Genomic DNA, 20,616 nt, shown 5'->3' with positions numbered 1-20,616 from the left:
ATTGTTTACGCCTTATGAATTAATTAAAATATTAAGGATTTGATGTTCATCTTTTGCGTTATGGATATTTTGGATAAATTCATCACTGAATTTCCCAAATAGTTCTTGTAGTACATAAATATGATGGTCAGCACCGTTATCTGGTGAAGCAATCATAAAAAACACGGTTGGATTAATGCCGTCTTCATCGCCATACTCAATACCTTCGCGCTTAACACCGACCGCAATTGCAGGCTCTGTTACTGCCTTGCTTTTCGAGTGTGGGTAAGCGATGCCGTCCATTGAGGTGATGCTTTGAGATTCACGAATTTCGATGTCTGACAAGAAGGCTTCTTTATTACTGATTCGGTTGTTCTCAAATAACATACCTGCCAATTCTTCAAACAGTTCTTTTTTATTATTCGCTTGAAGGTTGTTATTAATTAAGTTGACGTTAGTTAGCTGTGTGATCATTTATTAACTCATTTACTATTGAAGTTCTTGAATTAAAATTAATGGATTAACTCGATTCGTGAAATAGCAAATAAAAGCCCTTCACTGTACATTTGTATCCAGCAAAATTAAGTGTGATTTACATCATTCATCCAGTGTGAGATGGGTCATATTTGAGGATGTATTTCGGTGCTGAAATAACTTTCTTTGGGAAGAAAAGAGCTGTAGAAACAAAAATGCCCCGCAAAAGCAGGGCATGAAGAGTGTGTTCTGAGTTGTTAGAAAGCTAGCTGTAAGCGCGCGCTACTCGGCCAACGCAATCAAGTTTGTAACTCTCAGCATAAGCAGGAATAAACACCGACTGGCCTTTCTCTATTACACAGGTTTCACCACATTGATGAGTGAGCACCATGGATTCGTCGAGCGGCAATAGGATCTCGGCACCTTCGGTGGTGATCTTTCTCTGGTGAGAATTCTGCACGATAGAGAACTTAAAATCTTCGACTGGAATTTCGTATTCCATCACATCACCTTGCTCAATCGGGCTGAGCAGTAATCTATCCGCAGGCTTTTCATTAAATCGAGTACAAGAGACAAGCTCATTCACGTCCATGTACTTAGGTGTTAACCCGGCACGCAGCACATTGTCTGAGTTCGCCATGATCTCTAAGCCTGTGCCCTTGATGTAAGCGTGGGGCGTTTCAGCATCCAGATACATAGCTTGCCCTGGCTTTAGGGTGATCACATTCAATAGCAACGGTGCAAACAGGCCGACATCACCTGGATATTGATCTTCCAGTTCTGAAATCAATTGGAATACTCGTTTATCAGAAAGCTTGGCCTTCATGATCAACATGGCAAGCGCCATTCCTTTTTGTTCACCTTCCAAAGACAGTAAGCTCGCAAAAAAGACGGCTAAGCCATTGGGTGTTTGATCGCCCGCGAGGTCGTTAACCATCGAATGTAACTCAGGAATATCGAGGTAGTGGAAGTGCTCAAGGATCTCGCTGATTGACCTAAAGCCATTCATCGCCGTGTAGTCGGTTAGGGCATACACCAGTTCTGGCTTGTGATTAGGATCCTTGTAGTTACGGTTGCCCGCTGTAATCGGAATACCTTGCTGCTCTTCTAGTGCATAGCCAGATTCGGCTTGTTGTTTGTTTGGGTGTACTTGAACAGAGAGTGCTTTCTCAGCAGCTAACACTTTGAATAGGTACGGCAGTTCGCCAAAACGACTCGCCACTTTCTCGCTTAAAAACAGGTTTAGGTTCTTAGAAATCAAGCTCGATAATGTGGTCTGCTGCCCGTTGTCGTTCACCATTGAGCAACCATTCGGGTGAGCCCCCATCCAGATCTCCGCTTGCGGCTCACCAGATTGGTTATCAATACCAAACAGTTGGTTAAACGAAGAAGGGCTACCCCATGCGTAGTTTTGAATCACGTTGGTCATAGGGTAGAAAAAACGTTGTACGAACGAATCGTTCACTAAAGAAAAATCAGACATCGAAATCACCATGAAGGGAAACATGGCTTGAGCTCTATTCGTTCCTAAAAACTATTAGCTACTAAAAACAGTAGGGTAGAGGGCTCAAGCCATTGGAGTTGAAATGGCTTAAGCCGCTGCTGCTGTTAGCTTGGCTTTGCGTAGATTTTTAAGCGCGATACAAGTAACCGCAGTCACGCCCGCACCTGACGCCATACACAGAAGTGCCAGCATTGGGTAGTTCATTGCACCGAGTAGAGCGACCACAGGACCACCGTGAGCAACGCTGTTGGTAATACCAAATGAGAACGCCATAACCGCAGCCGTCATTGAACCCAGTACGTTGGCAGGGATAACTGACATCGGGTCTTGAGCCGCGAAAGGAATCGCACCTTCAGAGATACCCACTAAGCCCATCGCGCCTGCTGCTTTACCTGCTTCAATCTCAGACGATTCGAATAGGTCGAACTTACGGCCAAGTCTGGTTGCGATAGCCATACCCAGTGGAGCGACAGGAATTGCACATGCCATTGCACCCATGAATTGAGTTTGACCGCTAGCAATCATGCCGACCGAGAATAGGAACGCCACCTTGTTGAATGGTCCGCCCATATCGAAACCAGCCATGCCACCAAGGACAATACCAAGCAGAACCACGTTGCCTGTGCTCATGCTAGTAAGTAGGGCTGTAAGCGCATCCATCAATCCAGCAATTGGAGCCCCAATTACGAAGATGAAAAGACCTGCGATAAATAGAGAGCCAGTGATCGGAGCGATCATGATAGGCACAAGTGGTTGAACGAATTTGTGGTAGTTAAACGAGGTAATCCACTTAACAAAGTAACCGACTAATAGACCTGCGATGATTGCGCCAATAAAGCCTGTACCAGCATCAGCGCCGTAGAAAGAACCGTTGTTGGCGATCCAGCCGCCAATCAAACCTGGGGTTAGAGCTGGGCGGTCAGCAATCGCGTAAGCAATGTAGCCAGCCAAAATCGGGATCATCAGGGTGAAGGCAACTACACCGACTTCTAGGATCTGGTTCCACATGCTGCCAGCAGGAATCGCCATGCCAGATTCACTTGGCTCACCGCCAATAGCTAAGGCTAGGGCAATCAAAAGACCGCCCGTCACCACGAATGGAATCATGTGTGATACGCCATTCATCAAGTAACGGTAAAGGTCTGAACGCGCTTGCGATGCTTTTTCGGCAACGGATTGGTTGGTCGATGCTGGTTCTGCTTGGTAACTTGGCGCGTTGAGTGCTTGTTTGATCAAGCCTTGCGCGTCTTTGATAGGTGCTTTTACGTTGGTGCAGATAACGCGTTTGCCAGCAAAGCGAACCATGTCGACCTGCTTGTCACAAGCGACGACAATCGCGTCTGCGCGTTCAATTTCTTCTTGAGTGGGGCTGTTTTTAACGCCGATAGAGCCGTTGGTTTCGACCTTAACATCGTAGCCAAGTGCTGCTGCACCTTTCTCTAGCGCTTCTGCTGCCAGATAAGTGTGCGCCACGCCAGCCGGGCAACCTGTCACACCAATAATGAAGCATTGTTTCTCAACATTGGTTTCAGTTTCAGTAGGTTCAGGTTTGGTAAGCAGTAGCTCTAATGCGGTTTGCTCGGAGTCGGCATTCATGAAGTTTTCGATGAAGCCTTCTTCAATCAGTTTTGAAGAAAGCTCTGCCAATACTTCGATGTGGTGATTGTCGCCGCCATCGGGAGAGGCAATCATAAAGAACAGTTTTGAAGGCTGACCATCATCGGCGCCGTACTCGATTCCTTCTTTGTGGACACCGATAACAACTGCAGGTTTGATCACTGCGCTGCTTTTCGCGTGTGGTAAGGCGATGCCTTCTTCAAACCCTGTGTTGCCTTGTTCTTCTCGCGCTTTAATGTCGGCAAGAAACTGTGTTTTGTCTGAAATTCGACCTTGTGCGTACAGCACGTCTATCAGCTCTTTAAATACGTCTTCTTTGGAATTGGCGTTAAGCGAAAGCTTAATCAAATCTTGATTGATCAATGTCGTGATCATAACGAACCCCTACTCATTTTTATTTTGTTAGGGGTATTCTGAAATTGATTACTTGCCTTCTGTAGTGAAGAAAAAATGCATTTACTGGATGATTGTTGCGTTATAAATGGAGTGTGATTTTGATCGGTTAGTGGCGCGTTTTTCGGCCTCTATTGACATGGGTTGACCCTGCTTGAGGCTATTATTTACAAGGGCTTCGGCGTGCGGAGTCATCGGGGGAACAATGTGCTATATCAGATTTGTGACTGGAGATTTATTCCCAATACTGGATTTTTGTAACCTAGATCTCAAATTGTGATTTTGCTCAATAGCGCTATGTTTCACTAAGGAGTATATCTATTGCCGTAGCCTTATTGCTGCCCATAAGAGTTCTAATAAATGATATTTCATGACCTAATCTCGTCGGTATTAAACGAGCGAGAACCGTTTCACAACATCTGGTTTGCTGGAGATTTTCATACGCCTTCAGCATGCAGTTATCAGGTGAACTTTCCACGTTTAGAGCTGGTGCTAGACGGAGAGTATATAAATGAAATGGAGAGTCATGATCGCAAAATTACCAACGTTGTTGCGAAAGCAGGGGATGCGATTTTCATCCCACCGAACTGTTGGAATAAGCCCAATTGGGATACTGATTGCTCGGTGCTGAGCATGTTGTTTGGTCGTCGTCAGCTGGGTTTAAGCTTGGTGAGCAAGCGCAAAGGGGAAGAGAGCTTCTACGATATTCAAAAGCACAGTATTCAGACTCGCTCGGGTTTTGCGATTGATAACATTCTAGAGGCGCTCAGCTCACTCGCGAGGGAGAGTAATAAGCAGCCGATGGATGAGCTGCTACTGCAAGCGCTGCTGCAATACAGTAAGACCATGCTAGATGCGCCTGTCGAGAAATCTCACAGCCGAGTGCAGGATGTGTATCAGGGCATTTGTATCTACATTCAAGAGAACTTCCACCGCCACATCACCCGTGACAGCATCGCCTCGCGCTTTAGTATTTCATCCAATCACTTGTCGCGAATGTTCCGCCAACAAGGCCACATGACGTTGGCCGAGTACATCACGCGCGTGCGAGTCGACCGCGCTAAGTTCATGCTTAAGAAGTACAACTTCAAGCTCAATGAAGTGTCGGTTCGTTGCGGCTTTAAAGATGTGAACTACTTCTGCCGAGTATTCAAAAACCGTACAGGAAGAACCCCAACCGAATACCGCGGTTCAATCTGATACCGTTTCAATCTGATACTGTTTCAAATTATCCGTTTCAAACTATCTTCTCGAACTTGTCTTATACGACCGTATTTTGTATGACTTGATTACAGCAACTGACCCTGTGTTGTGGTAATCAATTTGATTTTTGCTTTCCTCTAAGTTTCCTCTTTTCAACAGCTTTCTCTTACTTATTACTAAACCGACTCCCACGTTTTGTGTATTTTTTGCGATTCTCTAGATAACGCCGATTAATTACAATAAGAGGTGGTTTTGCGAGCTGTATATTGTTTTTTGCGCTCTATTCATTGAATCAAATATCTAAGAATTCAGATATTAATCGGATGCATTAAATGAATTTTAAGTAAACTAAAATCTATTTATAGAGACGACAAAAGTTAATTATTTCTGACTGGGTTACTGATTGAAATGTTTGTAAGGCATTGATTTTGAATGCTTAGTTTATAGTGCTCTATTCTTTATTTATTGACGTTTCATTCATGCCTAAAAATCAAATATTCAAGTTTATACGGTCTATCACAACCTTGACTTATAATACTACAAATTAAAATTTCTACGGATAATATGCTCTTCAGATATTAATAATAAAGAAGACTTATACATGGAACTCAATACTCTGATCGTAGGAATTTATTTCCTTTTCCTTATAGCAATAGGTTGGATGTTTAGAACGTTCACCAGTACAACCAGTGATTATTTCCGCGGGGGTGGTAACATGCTTTGGTGGATGGTTGGCGCAACTGCGTTTATGACGCAGTTCAGTGCTTGGACCTTCACAGGCGCAGCAGGTAAAGCGTATGCCGATGGGTTGGCTGTCGCGGTTATCTTCTTAGCGAACGCATTTGGTTACCTGATGAACTACCTGTACTTCGCTCCGAAATTCCGTCAACTACGTGTGGTAACACCAATTGACGCGATTCGTATGCGTTTTGGTAGCTTCAACGAGCAAGTATTTACTTGGTCTGGCATGCCGAACAGTATTGTTTCTGCGGGTATCTGGCTGAACGGTTTGGCGATCATCGCATCGGGCATCTTTGGTTTCGATATGACGACAACCATCGTCCTGACTGGTCTTGTTGTACTTGTTATGTCGGTGACAGGCGGCTCTTGGGCGGTTATCGCGTCTGACTTCATGCAGATGGTTATTATCATGGCGGTAACCGTAACGTGTGCTGCGGTTGCTATCGTGCAAGGTGGTGGCGTTACTGAAATTGTTAAAGACTTCCCTGTGGCTGAAGGCGCATCATTCGTTTCTGGTAACAATCTGAACTATGTAAGCATCTTCGGAATCTGGGCATTCTTTATCTTCTTCAAACAGTTCAGTATCACCAACAACATGTTGAACTCTTACCGTTACCTAGCGGCAAAAGACTCGAAGAACGCGAAAAAAGCGGCTCTGCTAGCATGTATTCTAATGACTATCGGTCCAATCATTTGGTTCATGCCACCTTGGTTTGTAGCAGGACAAGGCGTTGACCTTGCAGCACATTACCCAGATGCAGGCTCTAAAGCAGGCGACTTTGCTTACCTATACTTCGTAGAGCAATACATGCCAGCTGGTATGGTGGGGCTTCTGATCGCAGCGATGTTTGCAGCAACCATGTCTTCAATGGACTCAGGCTTAAACCGTAACTCAGGTATCTTTGTCATCAACTTCTACCAACCGATTCTTCGTCCAAACGCGACAGAGAAAGAGCTGATGATTGTGTCTAAGTTGATGTCTACCTTCTTCGGTCTTGCCATCATCCTTATCGCGCTGTTCATTAACTCTCTAAAAGGTTTGAGCCTATTCGACACCATGATGTACGTGGGTGCGTTGATTGGCTTCCCAATGACCATTCCAGCATTCTGTGGCTTCTTCCTTAAGAAGACTCCGGACTGGGCAGGTTGGGGTACGCTAGTGGTTGGTGCGATTGTTTCTTACATCGTAGGCTTTGTGATTACGGCTGAAATGCTGCAGAACTTGTTCAACCTAGAACCTCTAACTGGCCGCGAATGGTCTGACTTGAAAGTAGCTGTAGGTCTGATCGCGCACCTAGTGTTTACAGGCGGCTTCTTTGTTCTTTCGACATTGTTCTACAAACCACTAGAAGCGTCTCGTCAGAAAGATGTGGATACCTTCTTCAACAACCTTGCGACGCCATTGGTTTCTGAATCAACAGCGCAGAAGAAGCTGGATAACAAACAACGTCACATGCTGGGCTCACTGATTGCAGTGTCTGGTGTGGCAGTGATGGCGATGTTTGCTCTACCGAACCCATTCTGGGGAAGAATGATGTTCGTATTGTGTGGCGGTATCGTGTTCATCGTTGGTCTGATGTTGGTGAAAGCCGTGGACGACTCGGTGGAAGATGCGAAACAAGAGAGCAAAACGGCTTAGATAACTAAACCCAAAAGTTAAGCCATATAGAAGAGAACGGCTGATCGTGATTGCTCAGCCGTTTTTTATTATGTGAACCAAAGAGTTACAACCAATGGAGTGAGTCACTTAGTTGATTAAGGAGATGAATTTAAAAGGGCGAAATGAACTAAATCAGACGAGAAGAGATGTACATGAGCAAAGCTTGTAGGTCGACACTGCTTCGAGTCTTTTGTAAACGCTCATTGACCTGATCGTGAAGCAGGTTTCTGGTTAGGTTGGTGGCCGCCACAATATGTTCTCGCTGTGGATTGGCAGGCAGTACCAAAGCAATAGCAACATGCACTTCGCCGATGCGTGATGCCCAATCAATCGGGTCGTCACTGACGATGACCGCAATCGAGAGATCTTGGGTCGATTCAAACATCACATGCGGCAGTGCGATCCCTGGGGATACACATGTAGACGAGCGTTCTTCTCGTTTAATAAATGCGAGTATCAGTTCATCCGGATCTTCTGGATACACCAATTGAGCGAGCCCTTTTAAGCATTCAAACTTGGTCAGTTGGGTTTGTGCTTTGGCATGATGCCACTTGATGTCGCAAGGTGGGCATATCTGCGGCATGCGCTGGATTAAGTCGTTCGAGAACTCATAGTTCACTTGTGAGCCGACCATGGCGTAGTGCTCAGCAATGACATCTTTAAGAACGAAACAGGCCAGCTCGGCATCGATACCGATCGCAGTTATCTGGCACAAATCGCCACGAAGTAAACCCACTTGTAACATCGCGACAGACTTGGAGAGATCGGCCGTTCGGTTTTGAGTGATGTTGATAATACGGATGGTACTTTTGAACTTCTTTGCTAAGCGGCTAAGTGGCTGCGCGACGTGTGAGTTCGCGGCAGGATCGTCAACGAAGAAGGTGATCTGATATTCGTTCATGAAAGGTCTAGGTGCGACAATGCTTAATAAAAACTTTATCGACACTCAACAATACCTCTTCCATGGGGATGAATAAGGTTTTCGCTGGGTCGAAGCGGTTTGGCTGTTCAATGTCGATATCAGAGACGATCAATACCTTGTCTGCGAGAGTAATATCCTGTGCAGTCAGTAAGTTTTCAATACCCATAGCGCCTTGTGTTTCAACCTTGATTGAAACGTTGAATTTAGGGGCAGTTTTATTTAAAGCATCAGCTGCCATATAGGTGTGCGCAATGCCTGTAGGGCACGCAGTTACCGCTACAATTCTCATTATTATTCTCGGCTTAATCTCGTCCCTGTTACGTTACATAAGCTACCTTTCACAAGCTATTTTGTAAAAGCTGTCTTGCGTGGGAAATCCAGTATGGAAAGCTCGCATAGAGGAGGGGCGATTTGTTTATGGGTTCTGTGGATTTTATGGATTGCCGTTTTTTATTCTAAGGTGAAAGTCACACTCTGAGTTCTTGGTTACAATAATCCAGTTAATGCACCTTTCGTCCTATATATTGAGTGCCTTCACACCGTTAATCTTTTCATCCTATTAACATCGAAATTTTAGTTTAGGTCGGAAGAACCTAATTACTTCAGTCTGAAATCAGGCGAGGCAGAGTAAACCATGGATATCACTAACATTATCGAGCCCGAGATTATCTGCTTAGATTTGCAAGCAGACTCAAAACAGGCAGTATTTGAAGAGCTTGTCGAGTTACTCGATCGTGCCGGTAAGCTCTCGAATAAAAGTGAATTCCTTGATGATATCTGGAAGCGTGAGGCTATTGGTAATACCGGTTTTGATGACGGTATTGCGATTCCACATGCGAAAAGTACCGCCGTTGCTAAACCTGCTGTCGCGGTAGGCATTAGCCGAACGGGCATTGATTATGGTGCAGACGGCGGTGAACTCTCTGATGTGTTCTTCATGCTCGCTTCACCAGACAACAACGACGACCATCATATCGAGGTACTGGCTCAGATCTCGACAAAATTGATCGAAGATGGCTTTGTTACAAAATTAAAGGCAGTCGAGTCGGTCGAAGAGGCTCAAGAGCTGTTTCTCGAAGCCAATTCGGATTCCTTCGATAGCTATGCTTCTAGCCATCATGAAGTGTATGTCGAGCCGCTCAGTCCTTGGGCACAATCCCTCAATCGCCTTAAAGAACACTTGTTGTATGGCACTTCGCACATGATCCCATTCGTGGTTGCGGGCGGTGTGTTGTTGTCTTTGTCGGTGATGATGTCGGGTCACGGTGCAGTACCAGAGAGTGGCGTTCTGGCAGACATCGCGCAGATGGGTATCGCAGGCTTAACCCTGTTTACAGCAGTATTAGGTGGTTACATTGCGTATTCAATGGCCGACAAACCGGGTTTAGCGCCCGGTATGATTGGTTCTTGGGTTGCGGTGAACCAATACAATACAGGCTTCCTCGGTGCAATTGTGGTCGGGTTCTTTGCGGGCTTTGTGGTGAATCTACTTAAAAAGATCAAGCTGCCAGACAGCATGATCTCGCTAAGCTCTATTTTCATTTACCCGCTAGTCGGCACCTTTGTAACTTGTGGTGCGGTGATGTGGGTGATTGGCTCTCCGATAGCTCAAGTGATGCTTGAGATGAACCAAATGCTTACTGGTATGGCGGGTTCAGGGAAAATGGTGCTCGGCAGTATTTTAGGCGCGATGACGGCTTTTGATATGGGCGGCCCGATTAACAAGGTTGCTACGTTGTTTGCTCAAACGCAGGTGAATACTCAGCCATGGTTGATGGGTGGCGTTGGCATTGCGATTTGTACGCCACCACTCGGTATGGCTCTCGCGACTTTTATATCGCCGAAGAAGTTTAAGCGAGATGAACGTGAAGCCGGAAAAGCTGCAGGCATCATGGGAATGATCGGCATCAGTGAAGGTGCGATTCCATTTGCTGCCGCTGACCCTGCACGTGTTCTACCTGCAGTTGTGGCTGGTGGTATTGTCGGGAACGTAGTTGGTTTCATGTTCCATGTGGTAAACCATGCGCCATGGGGAGGTTGGATTGTTTTGCCTGTGGTTGATGGCAAGATTGGCTACATCATTGGCACATTGGCGGGAGCGCTCACCACTGCTTTGATCGTGATACTACTGAAAAAGAATGTGGTCGAAGGTGAGGCGAGTTCCAACCAGTTTGCAGGTGGTTCGGTGACAGAAGAAGGGCAAGCGGATGTGCTCGCGATCACTTCTTGTCCGTCTGGTGTTGCCCACACTTTCTTAGCAGCCAAGTCTCTGGAAAAAGCGGCGTATCATCTTGGGGTTCGGATTAAAGTCGAGACACAAGGTGCTAACGGGATTGGTAATCGCATCACACCAAAAGACATTGAAAGGGCGAGGTTGGTGATCTTCGCTCACGATGTGGCGATTAAGGAAGTCGAGCGCTTTGCGAACGTCAAAACGTTAGATGTCAGCACCAAAGAGGCGATGCTTAATGCGCAAGCGTTGATTATGAGAAAGGTGTAACCCTTAAACATTAAAGTTAATCATCTATAAAGTTAACTAGCTCAAAACTAAAAAGACTCCGCTCTAGCTTATGGCTAACAGTGGAGTCTTTATGTTGAGATGTCTGAGCTCAGCTTTTAGAAAGGATGATACTTAAATATGTCTTCAACCATTGAGTTAAGCAAATCGATGTCGTCACAGGTTTTCGCGTAGGTACGCAGGCCTGCGATCTGAACTTGAACATGACGAGCAAGTTGAGCTGGTTCGCGCTCTTTGCTGATTTCACCTAGCTCTTGCGCTTCGGTAATCAGTTTAGCGAACTCACCTTCCATGATCTTCAGTGATTTCTTGGCTTCTTCTAATAGCTCAGCGTGTTCATCAGTCAGTTCAGCCACCGTTTTTGCCAGCATACACATGCCATTTGGCGAGCTCTGTTTTGATTCGACCACAGCACGTTTGACGAAGCTTTCGAGCGCTTTGATTGGAGAGTCTGTTTCGCTGCGAAAACGGTTCAGATTGAGGATGCCAAGTTCGGTATAGCGAGCAAGTGTCTCTTTAAACAAACCTTCTTTGCTGCCAAACGTCGCGTAGATGCTACCCGGACGCATATCAATCACATCTTGCAGGTTACGCATAGATGTCGCGTGAAAGCCCTTTTCCCAATACAGGTTCGTTGCTTTATCTACTACATCTTGTCTATCGAACTTCGCGGTCTTAGCCATAACATCTACTTCATTAATCTGAACATATGTTCAATATTTTATGCTGAACGTTCGTTCTAGTAAAGCGGTGATTAGATCCGCTTGAGGGCAATCGATCTTGCTTAAGCGTCTTAAAGTAACTAAGCCTTTGATACTGTTTGCCTATGTTCTTACTTTTCGAGAGACCGGTTAGGTTAAGTATTTGCTTGCCACGGAACGCACATACTCAGGTTCAAGCTTTCCACCACACAGGGTTTGGTGAGTTAGCAGGCCGATTAGGATGCTGTACAGCTCAACCGCATTCTCGGCATCGATGTATTGGGCGAGCAGTTGTTGATATTTATTGTTGGCGATTTCGATGCTGGCATCTTCAGCTACGGCTTCTTGACCAATTACATCAATGTAATCAAAGACCAACTTCATTTCTTGGAAGTGACGTGATTCGATGGTTTGAAAGATGTGGACGAAGTTTTCAATCTTCTGCTCAGTGGTTGCATCCACAGCTAGAGGCAAGTCGGCGAGGTTATCGCTATCGTGTCGAACAATCGCTTCGGTCGCAGCCTTGAACAGCTCATCTTTACTTTTGTAATAGTGATAAACCGCGCTTTTGCTCATGTTGAGGTGTGAGCACAGCTGTCTCATTCCCAGCTCTTTATAACCAAACTCCAAAAACACACCCGCGGCTTTCAGTGCGATCTCTTCGCGTCTTTTGTCATGATCGACGATCTTTGGCATGAGTCTTCCTCGCAGTTCAATAGTTGAAGGTTCAGTCAATTTAGGCAACTGAAGCAATAGCTTAATGCAGCTGATGAGTGTCATCTTAGTTTAAATTAGTCCAAGTGGTCAAAATAATTCTTTACAGTGGTTAAACTTCGATCTAATTTAAAAAGACCAAGTGTTCCAAATAAAAATTAAACGGCGATTATTCGAGGTAACTATGAGAATTGATTGGAACCTACCCCCATTCAGAGCGGGCTTGTTAGGCGGGCTAGATAAATTTATTGGTCCGGGTGCGACATCAGCAGAGAAGAACCTGCAACTGTACATTCCGTTCATAGCGGGTGCGCTGATTGCTGCGTATGCCAGTCATGCCGAGTTGGGCTGGTCTTGGGGACAATACCTAGCGGCAGTTCTGTTAACCATCGACATGTTGGGTGGCGTGATCACCAACGCGACATCAAGTGCTAAGCGCTGGTTTCACAGAGAAGGGGAAGGCTTTAAGCAACACATGACCTTTATCGCTATTCACTTCATTCAGTTAACAGTCTTCAGTTGGCTGTTTTTGGATATGAACCTGATATGGGTAGCAGTGACCGGTGGTTACATGATGTTGGCGTGTGCCTTGGTATTGAAAACGGCACTCTATCTACAACGTCCGGTTGCTTTGATTCTCTATACACTGAGCTTGATCTTATCGCTTTATGTTGTGGAATCACCTGTCGGCTTAGAGTGGTTCTTACCTGTGTTCTATTTGAAGTTATTGATTAGTCATATTCTACGAGAAGAGCCTTACCGTCCGGAAAACGAAGTTGTCTAATCAATGAGGCTTTTTAATAAATGGGGTTATCTATAAATGAACGTAACGAATGAGCCCAAAAGCCGAATTCTAGTGGCTGGGGCGACAGGATACTTAGGTCGTCATCTTATCGAAGCGCTCCAAGCGTGTGATGCTGATTTCAAAGCACAAGCTCGCAGTGCTGATAAGTTGAAGGCTCTCGGTCTGAACGACTCTCAAATTCAGATCGCACAAGTGACCGATGCTAATAGCCTAAGAGGGTGCTGCGATGGAGTGGATATCGTCATCTCTTGTGTTGGTATCACACGTCAGAAAGAGGGGTTGAGTTACATGGATGTCGACTATCAAGCCAACCTAAATCTGTTGGAAGAAGCAGAACGAGCAGGCGTTAACAAGTTTGTTTATGTATCGGCATTTAGAGCGAATGTGATTAAAAACGTTCGCTTACTTGAAGCAAAAGAGCGCTTTGCTCAGCGCTTACTGGCATCAGAACAATTAGCACCTTGCGTGATTCGTCCGAATGGATTTTTTGCCGACATCGAAGAGTTCTACAACATGGCTCAGTCGGGAAGGGTGCACCTTTTTGATTCAGGGGATGTTCGTTTGAATGCAATTCATGGTATAGATTTAGCCGAATTTATCTTGGCTTCACTGTCTAATACGGAAAAAGAGTTGGATGTGGGCGGGCCTGATATCCTCAGTGCAACACAAATAGCAGAGCTTGCTTTTCAGTCTCAGGGCAAAACAGCGCGAATTACTTATGTTCCCGACTGGGTTAGGAAACTGGCTTTATGGGTGATAAGGCGGCTACCGGAAAGTCGAGTTGGGCCTGCGGAGTTTTTCTTGAGCGCAATGGAAGGTGATGCCATTGCGCCATGCGTGGGAAAACATCATTTAAGTGACCACTTTTCCCAGCTTAATAACGAGTCTAATAAAGGCTAGTCGTCGACGACTTCGACGGTTTTATGCTGCGCGCCGTAATAGGTGCCTTCATCAATAGTGTACATCAGCGTTTCTTCGCACTCTGGGCAATCGAATTCTTCATTAGGTTCGATTGCTGCTTCTTCTACCCATTCCCATCCAATGTGTTCTTCGCAAGCGGGACAGTCCATAAAAACCTCTAATTATGCTTCTACGTTAATTGAATTCGTCACTTTTTGAGCCCGGCATTATACATAGTTGGCGCTGAATATGTAGCGACAACTGAGCAGAAAAAGGGTGTGCGCATACCTCTTTAGGGTTATTAAAAACTGTCATTTTTCAGTTGCTTGCGTCGGAAAAATGTTGTTGCACGTTTTTTGTGTTTTCTAAAGTTGCATAGCTAACAGTTTTATAAATAAGTCAATGAATTCTGTAAGGTTAAATGCTAGCGTTATCGATTGTCGTCCAATATGGCACGATAATTGATAAAACTAAATATTATTATGATCTCAGTAAAGGTACACCGTTTTAGAAGTGTGTCTAATTACACGACAGATATAGATTCGTTAGCTGCTAGGAAATAAAAATGAAATTAACCGATATGTCTTTTAAGCAAAAAATCATCGCTTTGCTTATTTTACCGATCTTAGGGTTTCTCTGGCTCAGTGTTTCTGCGATATCCAAAGGCGTAGAAACAAAGACTGAAATGTCCTCATTGAATCAACTGACACGCCTTTCGGTTGTGTACAGTGAGTTAGTGCATGAGTTACAAAAAGAGCGAGGCATGACAGCTGGCTTTATTGGCTCTCAAGGAACCAAGTTTGTCAGTGAATTAGCCGCGCAGAGAGCCAATGCCGATAACCGACGTAATGAAAGAAACGATTACTGGCAGTCTGCCAATATCAATCTGCCACAGATTAATCGCCTGAACACAGAGATAAGCCAAAGCCTTAATCAGATAACGACGATTCGAAATCGAGTGGATTCTCAATCTATCCCACTTTCTGAGGCCTTGGGTTACTACACCCAATTGAATGCAAAGCTTCTTAGCGTATCGGCGTTAATTGCAGAGCTAAGTTCTGATGCTACCATCACTACAGAAACCATCGCTTACTACAACTTCTTGCAAGGTAAAGAGCGAGCGGGTATCGAGCGTGCTGTGCTGAATAACACCTTTTCTAAAAATGAATTTGGCCCGGGTATGCTGGTGAAATTCATCTCTTTGGTGACAGAGCAAAATACCTACTTCTCGAACTTTGAAGTGTTGAGCAACCCAGCGAACGTTCGCTTCTTTGAGCAACAGTTAAATGACCGCTCTGTGGCAGAAGTAGAAAAGCTTCGTAGCTTGGCTGAATCTAAGATGAGCGGCTTTGATGTTGACCCTGTGTACTGGTTCTCTCAATCTACTGCTCGTATTGTTCAGCTAAAGAAAACAGAAAACCACCTAGCAGAATCACTGATTGCCCTGACCGAGAAAAAGATGTCAGAGGCGCAGTCTGCGATGATGATGAGTATTGGTCTATTTGCTTTGATTACTCTGTTCGCAACCTTCGTCAGCTTTAAAGCGATCAGCGACCTGACGATGAGAGTAAAAGACCTGACAGTAATGTTGTCTAAAGTTCGTAATGACAATGATCTAACGGTTCGTGCTAAGTACGTTGGTAACAGCGAGCTTGGACAGATCTCTTCGGCACTCAACGAAACGTTAGAGAAGTTTTCAAACGTTATCGACAACCTGTCTCAGTCGAGTCTGACTTTGGCTTCAGCCGCTGAAGAGACCTCGCAAACTTGTCACTACAACTCGAACACGCTAGTTCAACAACAAGATCAAATCGGTCTAGTGGCGACGGCGACAGAAGAGTTATCAGCAACGGTAAATGAAGTGGCCGCGAAAACTCAGAAGACAGCAAGCTCCGCTAAACTGGTCGATGAGCAGTCGCAAGAAGGTTTGAGTACGGTTCAAAACTCTTACCACTCTATCGAAAAACTGGCATCTGAAATTAATGACCTAGCTGAAAAGATCACGCATCTACACGAGAGCAGCAACAACATTAACAGTGTGATTGATGTGATTAAGTCGGTAGCAGAGCAAACCAACCTATTGGCATTGAACGCGGCGATTGAAGCTGCGCGAGCGGGTGAGCAAGGTCGTGGATTTGCGGTGGTTGCCGATGAAGTTCGTACACTGGCTCAGCGTACACAAGAATCGACGTTGGAAATTGAAGGCTTCATCAGTTCACTACAGTCCGATGTACAAACAGCCTTCAACGTGATTGATAACAGCAAGAAGATGTCATCCAAAGCGGTAGAAGATTCAAAAGAGGTCGAGCACACCTTACAAAGCATCTCAGCTGCAATCAGCGAGATCTTCAGTATGACGGAACAGATCGCTACGGCTACAGAAGAGCAAGCGGTTGTGACTCAAGATATCGCGCAAAACGTGATGGCAGTTGAGCAGAAATCGACAGAGTCGACCACTGGCGCAACTCAAATTGCAGCAACAGCCAAAGAACAAGCTGAACTGGCAGCGTCATTGAAAGAGATCGCTAGTACGTTTAAGAGCTAACTTTTCTAGAAACAGCCCAAAGGCAGTTCGATTTGAGCCGCCTCAGTAAAAACTACAAAGCCCGTGAATCATAGGATTCACGGGCTTTTTTATGGCAATGTTTGGGCTAACCCATAAGCTCTAGCCCATAAACCAAGACACGAAAATCAACGCGCCAAAACCGAATGTCGCTATTAGTGCGGTGTCGCCGCCGGCTGCTGTGTAGCTGCCCTGAGCTTGTAGGTGAGGGAAATCAGGTCTACGAACCTTAACCACCATCGCGAGTGGTCCCCAAATAGCTAGGAACACCAACACCATGCCGGCATAGTCGAGCATGCTTACGAATTGGCTAGCAAACAATTCAGCCAATACCAAAGGCAACACAAAGGTCAGAGCGTAAGCCATTAGCTTGTTGTTGGTTACAGCGTCTTTGTTTTGGTCATACAGCGCCATAGACACGCCAAGGAAAGAGGTCACCAATGCCAGTGCTGAGAACAGAGCAATCACTACTTTTAACCAAGCAGACTGTCCGCTGAACGCAGAGATCAGCTCTGAAATGTTGTGGAACTGGCTGATCGCGTCTGTGCCAAGGTTACCGATAATCGCGAATAACCAAGTGAGGTAGCACACGAGCGGAATCACTGAGCCAAGCAGAATCATATTGCGGATCTGCTTTTGAGTCGCTTCACGGTTGTAGATAACCAGTGACGGGATCACCACCATTGAGGCAAAGCTGGTAAAGATAACCGCGCTGTATTGCACCACGTCATTGGCTGTGTACTGGCTAGTTTGAGTTAGATAATCAAGACGAATATTGCTGAAAAGAGAGGCAATAACAATAAACAGCATCACTACCATCATGATAAATAGACCACGGTTCAACTTGTCGATATAAGACTTACCCGCTACCACAATCACACCCATAAATAGGCTAAAAACCGTATAAGCAGCAGAGGCAGAGATGTTCACGCCGACGTCGAGCAGTAGCTTATGGATGATGTCACCCACACCCAAGATATAAGCGATGAGCATGCATACTAGCAGAAGGTAAAAGAGTGCATTGATAAAGTGTTTACCTTTGCTGCCCAGAGTGAGGTAAGCAACACTGCTCATGCCACTGTTGTCTTTAGTTTTGGTACACGCTTCTGCCAGTAACAGTGCAGAGTAAGTGGTGCCGATAAAGATAAGTAGCATCAGCACTGAGCTGATCATGAAGCCAAATTGGGCCAACACCATGGGAATAGCAAGCATGCCAGCCCCTAATGCAGTTCCTGAAAGAATCAAAGAACTGCCGAATAATTTCATATTCAAGAAAGCAACCTCAAAGTATCCAATTAATTTTTTGTTGGATTGTAAATATTTGTTGCCAAGCCTAACAAATTACTCAGTAAAGTTAGGGGTTAAATTCTAATTATTTTTGAATTTTTCTAAAAAATTTAAGCAGGAATTTACAGTGGGTATGAGTGGTTAACTTTAGTATTCATGCGGTGACTTTATTTATCGTTCTGATAACCTTTGTAAATTGTTTGCCGATTAATAGGCAGCGGTTTGTGGCTGGAAAATCTTCGCCTTAATTTCAGCAGAATTGAGTAAAAACCTTGCTTATTTCGTGAATTCTTGTCTGTCGCCTTTTCCGCATACTGACGGTTTGTCGTAAATGGAAAGATCCGTTGTCGTAGATGCCACTCGGTAGTTTGGCGTTTCGCTCTTATTATCCTCATACCAATTATGTGGGGGTGTTATGTATCGTTTTCTGTTTTGTAGTTTCGCGCTTGTTCTCTTGTATCCAACGGCGATTGATTTGTATTTAGTTGGCTTGCCTCAAATTGCCGCTGATTTAAATGCTTCGGAGGCGCAACTCCATGTGGCGTTTTCTATCTATCTTGCGGGCATGGCAACTACCATGCTGTTCGCCGGTCAATTTGCCGACAATGTAGGGAGAAAGCCTGTCGCGATTTTCGGTGCGATTGTTTTTGCTATTTCTTCAATGTTCGGTGGCATTGTGACTAGCGCGGAACCGTTTCTAGCGGTGCGCTTTTTCCAAGGTGTTGGTGCGGGTTCATGTTATGTAGTGGCATTCGCCATTTTACGAGATGTGTTAGATGACCAAAAGCGCGCCAAGGTGTTGTCGATGATGAATGGCATTACCTGCATCGTGCCAGTACTTGCGCCTGTGATCGGTCACTTAATCATGACGGTGTACCCTTGGCCGAGTCTGTTCACTACCATGGCAAGTATGGGCGTAGTGGTGTGTTTGCTGTCGGTGTTAGTGTTAAGAGAAACTAAGCCGAATAGAAAAGATTCGGAAGTAACAAAAGCTTCTTTATCTCAATCAACTTCAGCCGAAACCTTCAAAGAACCCTTGTTTATCAGCCGAGTGGTCATGACCAGCATGGGCGTAACGGCGATTTTGACTTACGTGAGTGTTTCTCCAATGTTGATCATGACAGAGCTTGGCTTCGACCGCGGTCAATACTCCTATACCATGGCTCTCACAGCATTAGTCAGTATGTTGGTGTCGTTTTCTGCGCCGTTTGCACTGAATGTGTTTAAGCAGAAAAGCCTGATGTTGATATCTCAAACATGCTTTGTAATTGCGGCTGTCCTGCTGCTTGCATCGATTGATGGTGGGCTAGGGCATTATGTAACACTGCTAGGTTTTGCATTTGTGTGTGGCGGTTTCTCGTTAGGTTTTGGCGTCGCAATGAGCCAAGCATTGAGCTGTTATTCACAACGAGCAGGCGTCGCGAGTTCGATATTGGGCGTTTCTCAGGTGTGCACGTCGGCACTGTTTATCTGGTTGATGGGCGCTATCGGATTCAGTGCATTGAATATGTTGGTATTTATACTGGCTGCTGGTGGAGTTATCAGTATTGCTCTAATACTATGGGTAGGTCTTTCGCAAGTTAAAAGTGATTATGAAGAAGCCACTAGCCCGTCTTGATCTGAATCTGTTGTTCACTCTGCAATTGCTGCTGCAAGAGCAGAGTGTTTCAAAAGCTGCTAAAAAGCTTAACGTTACGCCTTCAACGGTGAGTAAATCACTGACCAAGCTTAGAGACTGGTTCGATGATCCTCTGTTTGTGAAAACACCCAGAGGTTTAACGCCGACACCACTTGCGCTAAGCATGGTGAAAGATCTTCAAGACTGGCTGCAGATTGGCAGCCAAATTCTCACGACTCGTGGTGACGAAGCGCCGAGAGATGTGCGATTGAATTTAGAGGCGGAATCCCCTCTGTCACTGATCATGCTTAACGAGCTGACGCAAAGCGTGTATCAACGTTATCCCAACGCGAAGATCAAGATGCGCAACTGGGATTACGATTCAATAGACTCTATCGTACGTGGCGAATCTGATATTGGATTTTCAGGACGAGAAAGCCACCCGCGATCGAAAGAGTCTCTAGACGCGCTGCCGTACTTCATCGACTTCGAGGTGCTATTCCACGACATGCCAGTCGTGTATCTAAGAAAAGATCACCCTGCCTTACAGGAAGAGTGGAACCTTGAGGCTTTCCTCAAATACCCGCATATCAATATAGTTTGGGAAAAAAGTGAAACGTGGGCGCTGGATGAGGTGCTCACCGACCTCCAACTAGACCGAAACATTGCTCTAACTCTAGCTGGCTTTGAGTAGTCTTTGTTTATGGCGGCTCAATCCAATCACACCATGACGACGGTTGCGCCTAATTATTGTCGACGTTACGCAGAGCAACTTCACCCCAATCTTACTTGTTTACCCATCCCTTTAGATGAAGAGAGTGCCAATAAGCTGCTGATCCCATTTACTATGATTTGGCATAAACGCAATGCCTACAATCCGATCGTTCTATGGTTAAAAGACACACTCAGAGAGCTTTACCAATTTGAAGGCAAAGAAGGAAAAGACGAAATAAATGTCTAAAAGTTTGTTGACCTGACTACAGCTTCATAGTTTATCTTTGCTACCGAAATGAGAGG

16 protein-coding genes and 1 pseudogene are annotated in these 20,616 nt (G+C 45.2%); 8 read left to right on the top strand and 9 right to left on the bottom strand.

The window, feature by feature from the left end; all coding sequences use genetic code 11:
- Positions 1 to 12: 12 nt before the first annotated feature.
- The 3 genes from OCV12_RS16360 to OCV12_RS16350 form a co-directional block, all read right to left on the bottom strand.
- Positions 13 to 453, bottom strand: coding sequence for a PTS sugar transporter subunit IIA (locus OCV12_RS16360; RefSeq protein WP_261886551.1), 441 nt, complete (start codon positions 451 to 453; stop codon positions 13 to 15).
- A gap of 265 nt (positions 454 to 718) precedes the next feature.
- Positions 719 to 1,936, bottom strand: coding sequence for a mannose-6-phosphate isomerase, class I (manA, locus tag OCV12_RS16355; RefSeq protein ID WP_261886550.1), 1,218 nt, complete (start codon positions 1,934 to 1,936; stop codon positions 719 to 721).
- Positions 1,937 to 2,044: 108 nt separating this feature from the next.
- A complete protein-coding gene (locus tag OCV12_RS16350) occupies positions 2,045 to 3,949 on the bottom strand; it encodes a PTS fructose transporter subunit IIABC (RefSeq protein WP_261886549.1) in 1,905 nt (634 codons plus the stop codon).
- Between the two features lie 378 nt (positions 3,950 to 4,327).
- Here OCV12_RS16350 and OCV12_RS16345 point away from each other — a divergent pair, with 378 nt between their 5' ends.
- Together OCV12_RS16345 and OCV12_RS16340 are read left to right on the top strand one after the other, a co-directional pair.
- Positions 4,328 to 5,167, top strand: a complete 840-nt coding sequence (locus OCV12_RS16345; protein WP_102424484.1) for a helix-turn-helix transcriptional regulator — start codon at positions 4,328 to 4,330, stop codon at positions 5,165 to 5,167.
- Positions 5,168 to 5,771: 604 nt separating this feature from the next.
- On the top strand, positions 5,772 to 7,550 hold the full coding sequence (locus OCV12_RS16340) for a sodium:solute symporter family transporter (RefSeq protein WP_261886548.1): 1,779 nt from the start codon (positions 5,772 to 5,774) through the stop codon (positions 7,548 to 7,550).
- Positions 7,551 to 7,698: 148 nt separating this feature from the next.
- Here OCV12_RS16340 and OCV12_RS16335 read toward each other — a convergent pair whose 3' ends face one another.
- Together OCV12_RS16335 and OCV12_RS16330 are read right to left on the bottom strand one after the other, a co-directional pair.
- On the bottom strand, positions 7,699 to 8,472 hold the full coding sequence (locus tag OCV12_RS16335; protein WP_261886547.1) for a PTS sugar transporter subunit IIA: 774 nt from the start codon (positions 8,470 to 8,472) through the stop codon (positions 7,699 to 7,701).
- 7 nt (positions 8,473 to 8,479) lie between these two features.
- Positions 8,480 to 8,782, bottom strand: a complete 303-nt coding sequence (locus OCV12_RS16330; RefSeq protein WP_055319098.1) for a PTS fructose transporter subunit IIB — start codon at positions 8,780 to 8,782, stop codon at positions 8,480 to 8,482.
- 345 nt (positions 8,783 to 9,127) lie between these two features.
- On the opposite strand from OCV12_RS16330, the gene OCV12_RS16325 reads away from it, so the two are divergent.
- Positions 9,128 to 10,993 carry a fructose-specific PTS transporter subunit EIIC gene (locus tag OCV12_RS16325; RefSeq protein ID WP_261886546.1) on the top strand — a complete coding sequence of 622 codons (1,866 nt, stop codon included), beginning with the start codon at positions 9,128 to 9,130 and terminating at the stop codon, positions 10,991 to 10,993.
- Positions 10,994 to 11,109: 116 nt separating this feature from the next.
- Here OCV12_RS16325 and OCV12_RS16320 read toward each other — a convergent pair whose 3' ends face one another.
- On the bottom strand, positions 11,110 to 11,694 hold the full coding sequence (locus tag OCV12_RS16320; protein ID WP_261886545.1) for a TetR/AcrR family transcriptional regulator: 585 nt from the start codon (positions 11,692 to 11,694) through the stop codon (positions 11,110 to 11,112).
- 168 nt (positions 11,695 to 11,862) lie between these two features.
- Positions 11,863 to 12,408: a TetR/AcrR family transcriptional regulator gene (locus tag OCV12_RS16315; RefSeq protein ID WP_261886544.1), complete on the bottom strand. Its 546-nt coding sequence runs from the start codon at positions 12,406 to 12,408 to the stop codon at positions 11,863 to 11,865.
- Between the two features lie 202 nt (positions 12,409 to 12,610).
- Here OCV12_RS16315 and OCV12_RS16310 point away from each other — a divergent pair, with 202 nt between their 5' ends.
- A complete protein-coding gene (locus tag OCV12_RS16310) occupies positions 12,611 to 13,210 on the top strand; it encodes a hypothetical protein (RefSeq protein ID WP_261886543.1) in 600 nt (199 codons plus the stop codon).
- A 36-nt stretch (positions 13,211 to 13,246) separates the two neighbouring features.
- Complete coding sequence (locus tag OCV12_RS16305; protein ID WP_261886542.1) at positions 13,247 to 14,131, top strand: SDR family oxidoreductase; 885 nt, start codon at positions 13,247 to 13,249, stop codon at positions 14,129 to 14,131.
- Here OCV12_RS16305 and OCV12_RS16300 read toward each other — a convergent pair.
- Positions 14,128 to 14,301 (bottom strand): hypothetical protein, encoded by a 174-nt coding sequence (locus tag OCV12_RS16300; protein ID WP_008216632.1) that lies wholly within the window; start codon positions 14,299 to 14,301, stop codon positions 14,128 to 14,130. The genes OCV12_RS16305 and OCV12_RS16300 overlap by 4 nt on opposite strands.
- A gap of 395 nt (positions 14,302 to 14,696) precedes the next feature.
- On the opposite strand from OCV12_RS16300, the gene OCV12_RS16295 reads away from it, so the two are divergent.
- A complete protein-coding gene (locus OCV12_RS16295; RefSeq protein ID WP_261886541.1) occupies positions 14,697 to 16,676 on the top strand; it encodes a methyl-accepting chemotaxis protein in 1,980 nt (659 codons plus the stop codon).
- A gap of 120 nt (positions 16,677 to 16,796) precedes the next feature.
- On the opposite strand, the gene OCV12_RS16290 is transcribed toward OCV12_RS16295, so the two are convergent.
- On the bottom strand, positions 16,797 to 17,960 hold the full coding sequence (locus tag OCV12_RS16290; RefSeq protein ID WP_261887132.1) for an amino acid permease: 1,164 nt from the start codon (positions 17,958 to 17,960) through the stop codon (positions 16,797 to 16,799).
- 436 nt (positions 17,961 to 18,396) lie between these two features.
- On the opposite strand from OCV12_RS16290, the gene OCV12_RS16285 reads away from it, so the two are divergent.
- The gene (locus tag OCV12_RS16285) at positions 18,397 to 19,599 is read left to right on the top strand and encodes an MFS transporter (RefSeq protein ID WP_261886540.1); all 1,203 of its coding nucleotides are present in this window, start codon (positions 18,397 to 18,399) and stop codon (positions 19,597 to 19,599) included.
- Positions 19,574 to 20,560 (top strand): annotated as a pseudogene (gene yidZ, locus OCV12_RS16280) (HTH-type transcriptional regulator YidZ). Before OCV12_RS16285 ends, yidZ begins: the two are co-directional and overlap by 26 nt.
- Positions 20,561 to 20,616 lie beyond the last annotated feature (56 nt).

Origin of the sequence: Vibrio pomeroyi, assembly GCF_024347595.1 — a bacterium.
GTDB classification, from domain to species: Bacteria; Pseudomonadota; Gammaproteobacteria; order Enterobacterales; family Vibrionaceae; genus Vibrio; species Vibrio pomeroyi.
This window is presented reverse-complemented; position numbering and strand designations above follow the sequence as displayed.

Coding starts and splice junctions, on each gene's coding strand:
- manA (WP_261886550.1), bottom strand. CDS start 1,936: ATGTCTGATTTTTCTTTAGTGAACGATTCGTTCGTACAACGTTTTTTC.
- OCV12_RS16325 (WP_261886546.1), top strand. CDS start 9,128: ATGGATATCACTAACATTATCGAGCCCGAGATTATCTGCTTAGATTTG.
- OCV12_RS16350 (WP_261886549.1), bottom strand. CDS start 3,949: ATGATCACGACATTGATCAATCAAGATTTGATTAAGCTTTCGCTTAAC.
- OCV12_RS16320 (WP_261886545.1), bottom strand. CDS start 11,694: ATGGCTAAGACCGCGAAGTTCGATAGACAAGATGTAGTAGATAAAGCA.
- OCV12_RS16310 (WP_261886543.1), top strand. CDS start 12,611: ATGAGAATTGATTGGAACCTACCCCCATTCAGAGCGGGCTTGTTAGGC.
- OCV12_RS16345 (WP_102424484.1), top strand. CDS start 4,328: ATGATATTTCATGACCTAATCTCGTCGGTATTAAACGAGCGAGAACCG.
- OCV12_RS16295 (WP_261886541.1), top strand. CDS start 14,697: ATGAAATTAACCGATATGTCTTTTAAGCAAAAAATCATCGCTTTGCTT.
- OCV12_RS16285 (WP_261886540.1), top strand. CDS start 18,397: ATGTATCGTTTTCTGTTTTGTAGTTTCGCGCTTGTTCTCTTGTATCCA.
- OCV12_RS16330 (WP_055319098.1), bottom strand. CDS start 8,782: ATGAGAATTGTAGCGGTAACTGCGTGCCCTACAGGCATTGCGCACACC.
- OCV12_RS16305 (WP_261886542.1), top strand. CDS start 13,247: ATGAACGTAACGAATGAGCCCAAAAGCCGAATTCTAGTGGCTGGGGCG.
- OCV12_RS16360 (WP_261886551.1), bottom strand. CDS start 453: ATGATCACACAGCTAACTAACGTCAACTTAATTAATAACAACCTTCAA.
- OCV12_RS16340 (WP_261886548.1), top strand. CDS start 5,772: ATGGAACTCAATACTCTGATCGTAGGAATTTATTTCCTTTTCCTTATA.
- OCV12_RS16315 (WP_261886544.1), bottom strand. CDS start 12,408: ATGCCAAAGATCGTCGATCATGACAAAAGACGCGAAGAGATCGCACTG.
- OCV12_RS16300 (WP_008216632.1), bottom strand. CDS start 14,301: ATGGACTGTCCCGCTTGCGAAGAACACATTGGATGGGAATGGGTAGAA.
- OCV12_RS16335 (WP_261886547.1), bottom strand. CDS start 8,472: ATGAACGAATATCAGATCACCTTCTTCGTTGACGATCCTGCCGCGAAC.
- OCV12_RS16290 (WP_261887132.1), bottom strand. CDS start 17,960: ATGAAATTATTCGGCAGTTCTTTGATTCTTTCAGGAACTGCATTAGGG.